Genomic DNA, 12,589 nt, shown 5'->3' with positions numbered 1-12,589 from the left:
AGCACGGCGGCGACGGAACGCTCGGTGTCGGTGGCGGGTTCGACGAACTCGCCCGGCCCGAAATCGGGTGTCGGCAGCGCGCGGCGGTCGATCTTACCTGCGCTGTTCAGCGGCATCCGGTCGAGCACCGACACGGTCGTCGGCCGCATGTACTCGGGAAGTGCCGCCGCCGCAGCATCTCTCACCGCGTCGACGTCGACGACCCCAGAGGTGTCGGTGACCTCGGTGCCGGTGTCATCGGTGTCGGTCGCGACGCCACCGCCTGCGACATAGGCGACGAGGTGATCGTCTCCCCCGGGACCGGCGACGACGGCCGCTGCGGCGTGGACCACACCGGGCACGGACGCGAGGACTGCCTCGATCTCGCCGAGTTCGATGCGCTGGCCGCGCAGTTTGACCTGGAAGTCGGTGCGGCCCAGGTATTCCAGCTCGCCGCCGACGGTGAAGCGGACGAGGTCGCCGGTGCGGTAGATGCGGGTGCCCGCGGGACCGGCCGGGTCGGCAACGAACCGATCGGCGGTGAGATCGGTTCGACCCGCGTATCCGCGGGCGACCTGCGCTCCCGCGAGGTAGAGCTCGCCGGCGACACGAGGCGGCACCGGACGAAGACGGTCGTCGAGCACCCGCACCCCGGTGTTCCACACCGGTCGGCCGATCGCGATCGTCGGCTCGTCCGGCAGCACCTCGTGGGCCGTGACGTCCACGGCCGCCTCGGTCGGGCCGTACAGATTGTGCAGCAGCGTATCCGGCAGCTGTTCCAGGGCCGTCGACGCCACCGACGGCGCGAGCGCCTCACCCGAGGTGAAGACCTGCCGCACCGAGGTGAGCTCGGCGAGCCCGCGGGGGCCGACGACGTCGAGGAAGGCCGACAACATCGACGGCACGAAGTGTGTCGTGGTCACCGCGGCGTCCCGCATCACCGCCGCCAGGTAGACGGGATCGCGGTGGCCGTCGGGTCGTGCGACGACCAGTTCGGCGCCGACCGTCAACGGCCAGAAGAACTCCCACACCGACACGTCGAATGTGGCCGGGGTCTTCTGCAGCACGACGTCCGACCCGTCGATCGGGTAGGCGGCCTGCATCCACGCGAGGCGGTTCACGATCGCGGCATGGGTGACCGTCACGCCCTTCGGCCGGCCGGTCGACCCCGAGGTGAACAGCGTGTAGGCCGCGTGGTCACCGGCGAGTGGTGCGATGCGGTCGTCGTCGGTGACCGGGGCCATCGCACGGTCGGGAGCAGGAGCGGACCCGGAGAACGTACTCGCGCCGGCAGTGTCGGCGTCGACTGTCAGCGTCGTGATCTGCTGTGCCACGACGGGTTCGGGGATGTCGCGGCCGACCAGCACCAGCGCGGCGTCGGCGGAGCCGAGCATCGCCGCGACCCGGTCTGCCGGGGCGTCCGGGTCGATCGGCAGGAACTGTCCGCCCGCCGCGACGACCGCGTGCAGCGCGACGAGCAGCTCGATCGAACGGGGGATGCACACGCCGACCGCGACGTCCGGGCCGATGTCCCGCGCGATCAGCTCGCGGGCCAGTCCCCAGACCCGCGAACCGAACTCGGCGTAGGTGACCGTCCGGTCGTCGTAGCGCAGTGCGGGGGCGGCGGGTGTCGCGAGGATCTGAGCGGCGACGCGGTCGGCAAGGGTCTCCGGCCCGACGTCGACGATCTCTCCCGCCGACCACGACTCGACGAGATCACGATCGGTGTCGCTGATCGTGTCGACGTCTCGCACCTTCCGGTCGGGGAGGTCCACCAGGGCACGCAGTCCGGTGAGCACATGTCCGGCGATGCGGGTCACCTCCGAGGCGTCCAGCGCACTCGGCAGGTAGGTGAAGCGGAACCGCATCCCGTCCGGGGAGTCCGGACCGTCCGTCGCCACACCGTCCGTCGCCATACCGTCCGACGCCACACTGTCGGTCCGGGGGGCGACGATCAGGTTGAGCGGATAGTGGGTCGAGTCGGCGAACTCGACCGAGGTGATGTCCAGTCCGGCGGCCCGGCTCCCCGAGGCGAGCGCCTCGGCGTCGACCGGGTAGGACTCGTAGACGGTCAGGGTGTCGAAGAGGACCGCTTCGTCGGCGATGGCACCGATCTCGGCCAATCCGAGGTGCTGATGATCGAGCAGGCGGGTCTTGGCATCCTGCAGTCCGGCGGCGATCTCGGCGAGCGTCCGGCCGGGATCGCAGTCGACGATCACCGGAAGGGTGTTGATGAACAGGCCGACTGCGGCCTCCACACCGTCGAGGTCGGCCGGTCGCCCGGATACGGTCTCGCCGAACGCGACGACCCGGTTGGCGGTGAGGCGCGCCAGGGTCAGTCCCCACGCCACCTGGATCGCGGTCGACGGGGTGACCCCGTGATCCCGGGAGAACCGATGCAGGCCTGCCACGAGATCGTCGTCGAGATCGATCTCGTGGGATTCCGGCGTCTCCCCCACCGCCGATGTGTGGCCGGGGGCGAGCAGCGTCGGGCCGTCGAGTGGTGCCAGTTCTGCGGTCCAGGCCCGTCGTGCCGCTCCCCGGTCGCGGTCGCCCAGCCAGGTCAGGAAGTCGCGGTAGTCGGCCCGGTCGGTCGTACCGGGTTGGCCGAGGCCGGGGGCATTCTCACCGTTCCGGACGTAGGCGGCGAACAGGTCGGCGATGACCAGCGGGCCGGACCATCCGTCGAGCAGGATGTGATGGTTCGTGACGATCAGACGGTGTCCGCCGGACGGCATGGCGACCGCGATGAATCGGATCGGACCCGGCCGGGACAGGTCGAAGCGCTCAGCGCGTTCGGCGTCGGCCAGTGCAGACACCGCCGTCTGCGCCGACTCGACGTCGGAATCGGTGAGATCGACGGTCTGCCAATCGGGTTCGACGGTGGGCGGCACCACGGTGACCGGCGTCCCGACCGGTGTCCGGACGAACGCGGAGCGCAGTACCGGATGGACCCGGAACAGCTCGGCGGCGGCGCGGCGCATGCGCGCCTCGTCGATTCCGTCGGCGATCTCGATGACCACCTGCATCAGGTAGGGGTCGAGTTCTCCGGGCCGGGCCGCCACCTCGGACTGGAACAGCAGGCCCTGCTGCAGTGGCGACAGCGGCCACAACTCGGCGCCCGGATGTTCGACGGCGAGCCCGTCGATCTCCCGCTGCGTCAATCCGGTTCCCGCGACATCGGATTCGGACAGTCCTGGATCGCCGGCACTGTCGACGTGTGCGGCGATCGCGGCGAGGGCGTCCTGCCACCGCTGCGCGATCGCGGTCACATCGTCGGCGTCGAGTACGGCCGCCGGGGCGCCGAGGTCGGCGCGCAGGACGCGTCCGGAGTCGGTCGCGACCACCGACACGTTGACGGTCAGCGCGGCGAGCGCCACCATGCCGCCGCTGATCGACGGCGGCAACACGGGCGCGTCGTGCGCAGGAAGGAATCCGGGCGTGTCCGTGCCCGTGTCGGCGGAGTCCTCGTCGGGGGCGGCCACGTTCCCGAAGTAGTTGAAGCTGATCGGCGGCAACGGTGTTCGTGCGATCGGCGATCCCTCGCGGAGGTAACGCAGCGCGCCGAACGCGATCCCGTGATCGGGCATCTCGGCCCGGGAATCCTTCACCGTCTTCACGATTGCCGACGGATCGGCCGTGTCGGTGACGTCGATCGCCAGCGGTGCGATGCTGGTGAACCATCCGACGCTGCGGGACAGGTCGGCGCGGGTCCCGGCCGGTGAGACCTGTTCCTCGCGGCCGTGGCCCTCGAGCAGGATCGACACTTGATTGCGTGGGCTCATCTCGGCCACCGCGATGGCGAGTGCGGCGATGAGCGGATTGTCGGTGCCGGTGCGGTACGCGTCGGGAACACTGGTGACCAACGACTCAGACAGCGCCGCGGGCAGTGTCCAGGAGACCGTCCGGACCGTCGACTGCCGGTCTCGCGTGCGGTCGATCGGCCGCCCGATTCCGGTCTCGGCCGCCGGCTCGCCCGCCGCCTCGGCGCCGTCGATCCCGGGACCACCATCGAGTACCGGGGCACCGGCGAGATGCCGCGACCACAGATCGAGTTCGTCGCTGCGGTCGGCGAGGTCGGCGAGAACGGCCGACCAGCGGCGCATGGAGGTTCCGGCCGGCCGGAGCTCGATCGGCTCGCCTGCGCTGTGGCACGCCCAGGCGGTCACGAGGTCGGTGATGATGGTCGACCAGGACACGGCGTCGACCGCGATGTGATGGATGGCGAGGACGAGCCGGCCGTCACCGTCCGGGCCGCGCACTCCGATCGCCGCGACAACGGCTCCAGTTGCGGGGTCGAGCCGGGCGAGTGCCTCGGCGTGGGCGCTGTGGACCGATTCGGCGAACTCCGCCGTACCGACGCGATGGTCCACGTCGCGGATGTCGACGGCGGCGGTGACGTCGACCGCGGCGCCGGCGGCCATCTCCCAGGTGCCGTCGATGCGGACGAGCCGGGCGGTGAGGATCGGATGGTGGTCGACGACCGCCGAGAGCACCGTCCCCAGCGACTGCTCGTCGATCTCCCGGGGCAGGGTCAGCACGCCGGCCTGAGAGAAGTCGGCGATGTCGTCGGGGCCGTCGGCATGCTCGAGCATCCAGTGGACGGCCGGGGTCACCATCACCGGACCGGCACCGCCACCGTCGAATTCGGGGAGTTCTCCACCGGCCGATGTCCGTGCCGCGGCGGCGAGGGCACGGACGGTGCGCTTTTCGAAGATGTCGCGCGGACTCACCGCGAGACCGGCGGCGCGCAGCGCCGAGGCCACGCGGATGGACATGATCGAGTCTCCGCCGAGCGCGAAGAACGACTCGGTCACCGACACCCGCGGTACGCCGAGCGCGCCCGCGATGACGCCGGCGATGACTCGTTCGTCGTCGTCGGCCGGTGCGACATGGTCGGCGTCGGCGGTGCCGAAGTCGGGTTCGGGCAGGGCGCGGCGATCGAGCTTGCCCGAGCTGCCGAGCGGGACGTCGTCGAGCAGCGTCCACACGGTGGGTCGCATGTACTCGGGAAGCGAGTGTGCCACCGCATCTCTCGCACTGTCGGCGGACTCGGGACCGGCCAGGTAGGCGACCAGGTGTTCGGCACCGGAGGACGATCGGGCAACGGTGACCGCCGCGTGGACCACGTCGTCGAGCGCGGTGAGGACACTCTCGATCTCACCGAGTTCGATGCGCTGACCGCGGAGCTTGACCTGGAAGTCGGTGCGGCCGAGGTACTCGAGGGCGCCGTCGCCGGCCGCATCACGGTTCCAGCGGACGAGGTCGCCGGTGCGGTACAGACGCCCGCCGGGGGTGCCGTACGGGTCGGCGACGAATCGCTCGGCGGTGAGGTCGGGGCGGTCGGCATATCCGCGGGCGAGCTGTACACCACCGAGATAGAGCTCGCCGGGGACACCGGGCGGCACCGGGTACAGACGGTCGTCGAGAACCCAGGTCGTGGTGTTGTCGGTCGGTCTCCCGATCGGGACGATGTCGCCGACGGTCTCGAGGGCGTGGTGGGCGACCTCGACCGCGGCCTCGGTGGGACCGAACAGGTCGTGCAGTTGTGCCCATGGGATGCGATCACGGGTCGCTCGGGCCACGGCGGGAGGCAGGGCCTCACCGGAGGCGAACACGTACCGGAGCGACGTGAGGCGCGCGAGGGTCGCGTCGTCGACGACGTCGAGGAAGACCGACAGCATCGACGGCACGAAGTGTACGGAGGTCACCGCGAAGGTCTCGATGACATCGGCCAGGTAGGCCGGGTCGGTGTGCCCGCCGGGCCGGGCGATCAGCATGCGCGCACCCGCGTACAGCGGCGCGAAGATTTCGGGGACCGACACGTCGAAGGTGTACGGCGTCTTGAGGATCACCGTGTCGGACGTATCGAGCGGGAAGGTGTCCAGACCCCAGATGATGCGGTTGAGCACGGCGCGATGGGTCACCGTCACGCCCTTCGGCCGCCCGGTCGAGCCGGACGTGAAGATCGTGTAGGCGGCGTGGTCGGGTTGCAGCGGTGCGATCCGGTCGGCATCGGTGATCGGCGCGACGTCGTCGGCGACGGGTCCGGTGGTGTCGACGACGAGGGTCGCGACGTCGTTGTCGGCGATCGCTGCCGGGATGTCGCCGAGGCCGACGAGCACGAGGTCGGTACGCGCGGTGTCGAGCATGTACCGGACCCGGTCGGCGGGGGCGTCGGTGTCGATGGGCACGTACTGACCGCCGGCCGCCACGATCGCGTGCACGGCGACCACCATGTCGACCGAGCGGGCCAGGCAGACGCCGACGGCGACGTCCGGTCCGACGCCCCGCCCGATGAGGTTGCGTGCGAGAGTCGCGACACGGGAACCGAATTCGGCGTAGTCGACGACCCGGTCGTCCGACACCAGGGCCGTCCCGGTCGGGTCGCGCCGGACTCGCTCGATGATCGCGGTGTCCAGGGTGGTCGCGGGCAGCTCGACCGGACGCCCGATCGACAGTTCCTGCAAGAGAGCGTATTCGGTCGCGGAGGTCAGCGCGACGTCGCCGACGGGTGTGGCCGGGTCGGCGGTGAGGTCACGGAGCAGCGCGAGGAACGCTGCGGCGAAACGCTCGACGGTGTCGGCGTCGAACAGATCCGTCGCGTACACGATCGATCCGCGCCACGCCTCCCCTGGTCCCTGAGGAGCGAGCCCGTCAACCTCCCCCGGTCCCTGAGGAGCGAGCCCGTCAACTTCCTCCGATCCCTGAGGAGCGAGCCCGTCAACCTCCCCCGGTCCCTGAGGAGCGAGCCCGTCAACTTCCTCCGATCCCTGAGGAGCGAGCTTGCGAGCGTCACGAAGGGCCCTTCGTGACGCTCGGCTAGCGCCTCGCTCCTCAGGGAACAAGACACCACCGACCGCGCCCCGATCCTCAGGGACCAAGACACCACCGACCGCGCCCCGATCCTCAGGGACCACGACACCACCAACAGCGCCTCGCTCCTCCGGGACCACAACGGCGCCCTCGGCATCTTCTCGTCCGGTGGCGATCTCGATGGTGAGGTCGACCTTCGCCGACGGCGCTCCCGCGGGGGCCGGGGTGACGGTGAGGCCGGGGAGATCGATGTGCGCCGGCGGCGTCGAATCGACGGAGAGCAGCACCTGCGACAGTGGCGCAAAGGCTTCCGAGCGCGTCGGGTTCAGCGTCTCGACGATGTGCTCGAACGGGACGTCGGCGTGGGCGTACGCGTCGAGGTCGACCTGCCGGACTCGATCGAGGAGGGCGGCGAAGGTCTCCCCCGTGTCGATCTCCGTGCGGAGCACCAGCGTGTTGACGAACATGCCGATGAGCGCGTCGAAGGCCGGATCTCCGCGACCGGCGATCGGGGTGCTCACGGCGATGTCGCCGGTGCCGGAGAGCCGCGCGAGCAGCACGGCCAGCGCGGAATGCAGGACCATGAACGGCGTCACCCCGGCCTCGGCGGCGATCGCACGGACAGCCGCCGCGACGTCGGCGGGGACGGTCAGGTCCACGGTGTCGCCGCGCAGTGAGGCGACCGCCGGTCGTGGGCGGTCCGCAGGCAGGTTCAGGACATCTGGCAGATGCGCGAGTTGGTCTGTCCAGTAACGGGTCTGGGCGGCGAGCGGGGAATCCCGATCGGCCGGATCGCCGAGCACGTGCCGCTGCCACAGCGCGACATCGGCGAACTGCACCGGTAGCGGCTCCCACTGCGGCGCCGCGCCTACGGTGCGGGCGCGGTAGGCGGTGAGGATGTCGGCGAGCAGCGGTGTCATCGACTCGCCGTCGGCCGCGATGTGGTGGAGCACGATCGCGAGGACGGCATGGTCTGGCTCGGTGGCGTCGGTTGCCAGCAGACCACGGATCGGAAGGTCCTGGGTCGTGTCGAATCCGGTGGTCACCGCGTCGGTCACCGCGGCGGCGATCTGTTCGACGTCACCGGCGAGCTCCCGCCACCCGACCAGCGCGCCCAGGTCGTCGACCGGGTGCACCCGCTGGGTCGCCACGGGTCCGGCGGGGCGATCCGCGGTGCGGTCGTCGGTCTCCTCGAACGTGGAGCGAAGGACCTCGTGCCGGGCGACGACATCGAGGAACGCCGCATGCAGTGCGGCGCTGTCGATGTCGCCGCGCAGATCGAGCACCAGTGGGATGTTGTAGGCGGGTGAGGCCGGGTCGAATCGGTTGAGGAACCAGATCCGCTGCTGGGAGTAGCTCAGCGGAAGGTGATCGGGCCGGGTGATCGAACCCGGTGCGACCGAGGTGTCCCGGTTCTCGGTGTCGCCGATCAGCCGCGCGAGCTCACGCACGGTGGGATGGTCGAAGATGTCCCGCACACTCAGGCCTGCACCGGTCGTCGCGGAGATACGTGCGGCCAGACGGGTCGCCGACAGCGAGTTCCCACCGAGGTCGAAGAACGACTCGAGCGCACCGACGTGGTCGCGCTCCACGAGCTCCCCGACGATTCCGGCGACGAGGATCTCCTCGGACGTCGTCGGCGCGACGTCCGCGGCGGTCTCCCATGTGGGCAGCGGCAGAGCGCGGCGATCGAGCTTGCCGCTGGAGGTGAGCGGCAGGGCGTCCAGCACGACGATCGCCGAGGGGACCATGTACTGGGCGAGGCGTCCGCGGACCGCCGCGATCAGCTCATCGGAATCCGGCCCGGCGGGTCGAGCGGTCACCGACGACCCGTCCGTGGGCTGGGTGCCTGTGTCTGGGTGCTGGGTGGTCGAATCCTTGACGACGTAACCGACGAGGCGGACCGTCCCGCCGGGTCCGCGCACCCCGAGGGTCACGGCACCGGCGACACCCGGCTGGACGGCGAGGACGGCGTCGATCTCACCGAGCTCGACGCGCTGACCGTTGATCTTGATCTGGAAGTCGCTGCGCCCCACGTACTCCAGTTCGTGGCGTTCGTTCCAGCGCACGAGGTCACCAGTGCGGTACAGGCGATGCCCGGGCGGCCCGTACGGGTCGGCGACGAAGGTCGCGGCGGTCAACCCGGCACGATGCAGGTATCCGACGGCGAGCGCGTCGCCGGCGAGATGGAGTTCGCCGACCGCGCCGACCGGGACCGGATGCAGCCGCTCGTCGAGGACGGTCACCCCGAATCCGGCGATGGGATCACCGATGGTGATCGGTTCTCCCGGACGGACCTGCGCGGACGTGGCCCACACGGTGGCCTCGGACGGGCCGTACAGGTTGTACATCTCGCGGCCCGGCGCCCACGCGTGCACCACCTCAGGGGGGCAGGCCTCGCCGGCCGTCGTGAGATGCCGTAGCGACGTGACCCGTGCCGGGTCCATCGTCGCCAGGACCTGCGGCGTGATCACGGCGTCGGTGACCCGACCGTCGACGATGACGTCGACGAGAGCGGGACCGGCGTAGACCTCCGACGGTGAGATGACCAGCGTGGCACCGAGTCCGATCGCCCACAGCATCTCGAAGAACGCGGCGTCGAAGCTCGGCGACGCCACGTGCAGCACCGCCGTGTCGTCGTCGATGCCCGAGATCGTCTCCTGGGCGGCCAGCAATCCTGCGACACCACGGTGGGAGACGGCGACGGCCTTGGGGCGTCCGGTCGAACCGGAGGTGTAGATCAGATAGGCGATGTCGTCGAGACGGGGGCGCCGGGTGCGTTCGGCGTCGGTGACGGGTGCGCCCGACCATGTCTCGAGTCGGGTCTCGGTCGCGGGGTCGTCGAGCAGGATCCAGGAGGCCGACGAGCCGCCCGGTGCCGCGTCCCGGTGTGAGATGCCCGACGCCGCACCCGAATCGGTGAGCATGTGCCCGATCCGATCCGCCGGCAGTGCGGGATCGATCGGCAGATAGGCGGCGCCGGTGGCCAGCACGGCCCACACGGCGACGACGGAGTCGATCGACCGCGCCATCGCGACCGCCACGACCTCACCCGGGCCGATCCCCTCGGCGATGAGCAGGCGGGCGAGACGTTGTGTGCGGTCGGCGAAGTCGGCGTGGGACACCGTGCGGTTGCCGAGGACGAGTGCCGGCCGGTCACCGATGATCGTCCGTTCGGCGAGGATATCGGTGATGGTCCGGGGCCGCGTCGTCGGTGCGGCCACCTTGGGCGCGAGGTAGGCCCGTTCGTCGGCACCGGCGAGCACGATGTCGCCGACGGCACCGTCCGGTGTGTCGACGAAGCCACCCAGCAGGGCGCGGTACATGTCGGCGATCCGGTGGATCTCGTTGGCACCGAAAGCGTCCGGCAGGTACTTGAGGGTCAGTGCGATGTTGTCGCCACCATCGTTCGCGACGGGGGCGGCGGCGAGGTTCAGCGGGTAGTGGGTGGCGTCGCTGAATGAGATGTGGTCGATCTCGAGGCCCGCGGCGAGGCTCCCGGCGCTGACCGCCTCGGCGTCGACGGGATAGGACTCGTACACGGTCAACGTGTCGAACAGCACGGTGTGTCCGGTCGCGGAGGCGATCTCGGCGAGTCCGAGGTGCTGGTGGTCGAGCAACCGGGCCTTGGCGGCCTGTAGATCCTCGATACCGGCACGGGCCGCCTGCGCCGGGTCGACATCGACGACCACCGGCAGTGTGTTGATGAACAGACCGATCATCGACTCGACGCCGGGCAGTTCCGGCGGACGTCCGGACACGGTCTCGCCGAAGGTGACCGTCGTTTGTCCGGTCAGCCGTCCGAGCAGGACACCCCAGGCGTACTGCAGGACCGTGGGAAGCGTGGTGTCGGCCGCGCGCGCGAGATCGGTGAGTGCGGTGGTGAGTTCGGCGCCGACGGTCACCCGATGGTCGCGTGGCTCCTCACTCGCGCCGTTGCTCCGTCCGGGACGCACCAGCGTCGGTCCGTCGACGTCGGCGAGAGCGTCGCGCCAGGCGGCCAGACCTGCGGTCCGGTCGCGGGAGTCGAGCCACTCCAGGAAGTCGGCGAAGTCGGTGTGTCCGTGGACTGCGGTCGGTCCGGCGGCGTCGGTGTGCGCGGCGCGGGCGGGCAGCTCGACGCCGCCGTAGTGGGCGAACAGCTCGGCCAGCACGAGCGGGGTCGACCAGCCGTCGAGCAGGAGGTGATGGTTGGTGATGACGATCCGGGTGAGATCGTCGGGCATGCGGATCCGGCGGAACCGGATCAGCGGGGGCGCCGACAGGTCGAACGGCGTGATCCGGTCCGCACGGGCGATCTCGGTGGCCCGGTAGCCCGCGTCGGCCTCGTTCTCCTCCGACAGATCGGTGGTCTCCCAATGGGGTTCGACGTCGGCGGGTACGACCGCGACCGGTGTGCCGAGGGCGGTGCGCAGATACCCGGAGCGCAGCACACGCTGGTTGTCCAGCAGTCGCCGCGTGGCGTCGTGCAGTCGGACGTCGTCGACGGGTCCGCGCACCTCGATCACGCCCTGGGTCACGTAGACGTCGAGGTCTGCGGAAGCGTCGTCGTGGTGCGCCGCCTCCGCCTGGTAGAACAGTCCGCGCTGGAGTGGGGAGAGCGGCCACAGGTCGGCACCGGGCCGGCGGTCGGCGAGTTCGTCGATCTCGCCCTGGGTGAGGCCGATGGCGGCGACATCGGACGGGGTCAATCCGGGTTCGCCGCGCTCGTCGATGCCGGCGATGATCTCGGACAGCGCGGCGGCGAATCCATCGGCCAGCCGGGCGACCGTGTCCGCATCGAGAACGGCTGCGGGTGCGGCGAACTCGGCCTCCAGCACACGACCGTTCGCCGTCGCGACAGTGTTGATGTTGACGGCGAGTTCCGCGGTGACCGCCATCGCGCCGGACACCGTGCCGGGCAGTCGCGGGGCGTCGGCGACCGGCGCGAACGCGACGGCGGCGATCGGGTCTGCAGTGATCGGGTCTGCAGTGATCGGGTCTGGGGCGATCGGGTCTGCAGCGGCCGGGATGCTCGTGCCCGGCACAGGCGCGCTCGGGTTCCGCCGACCGGCCGCGCCGCCGCCGAGGAAGTTGAAGGTGACCGGGGGCAGCGGACGCTCGGCGAGCGGAGATGATTCGGTCAGCCAGCGCAGCGGACCGAACGCGATGCCGTGATCGGGCCGTTCGGCGACCGCCTCCTTGGTGGCCTTGACGACGTCGACGATGTCCGCGTCCGGGTCGACGTCGACGGTGACCGGGGAGACGCTGGTGAACCAGCCGACGGTGCGCGACAAGTCGGCGGCCGCATCCGGGCCCGTGACCTGTTCTTCGCGTCCGTGGCCTTCGAGTAGGACGGTGATCGGCGTCGTCGCCCCGGATCGGCGGGTCGAGTGCGCCTGTGCGAGCGCCCGGTTCAGCGCCGCGAGCAGGACATCGTCGGCACCGGTGCGGAAGGCGGCGGCCACCCGGCTCAGGACCGCGTCGGTGGTGGTCTCCGGTATCCGGATCGTGTGCGGTGCCACCGTCGACTGCCGGTCGCGGTCGCGATCGATCGGTGTGCCGAGCGTCGTCGGACGCGGTGGCAGGTGCCGTTCCCACAGTGCCATCTCGTCGTGTCGGGAGACGGCGAGGTCATCGAGGACCTCCGCCCAGCGTCGCAGTGATGTGCCGGCCGGGGTCAGTTCGATGGGTTCACCGGCCGACAGCTGTGCCCACGCGACGGCGAGATCGGTGACGATCGTGCGCCAGGAGACGGCGTCGACGGCGAGGTGGTGGACCGCGACGACCAGACGACCGGGGTCGGCCCCGTCGC

General features: G+C 70.6%; 1 protein-coding gene (cut by both window edges). It reads right to left on the bottom strand.

The whole window is internal to a non-ribosomal peptide synthase/polyketide synthase gene (locus EEB19_RS14655) on the bottom strand: the coding sequence, 54,996 nt in all, runs 33,370 nt past the left edge and 9,037 nt past the right edge, and what appears here is coding positions 9,038–21,626 (codon 3,013, partial, through codon 7,209, partial); reading right to left, the first codon wholly in view occupies window positions 12,585–12,587. The start codon and the stop codon both lie outside this window.

This window comes from Gordonia sp. OPL2 (assembly GCF_003797825.1).
In the GTDB taxonomy this organism is placed as follows: Bacteria; Actinomycetota; Actinomycetes; order Mycobacteriales; family Mycobacteriaceae; genus Gordonia.
This window is presented reverse-complemented; position numbering and strand designations above follow the sequence as displayed.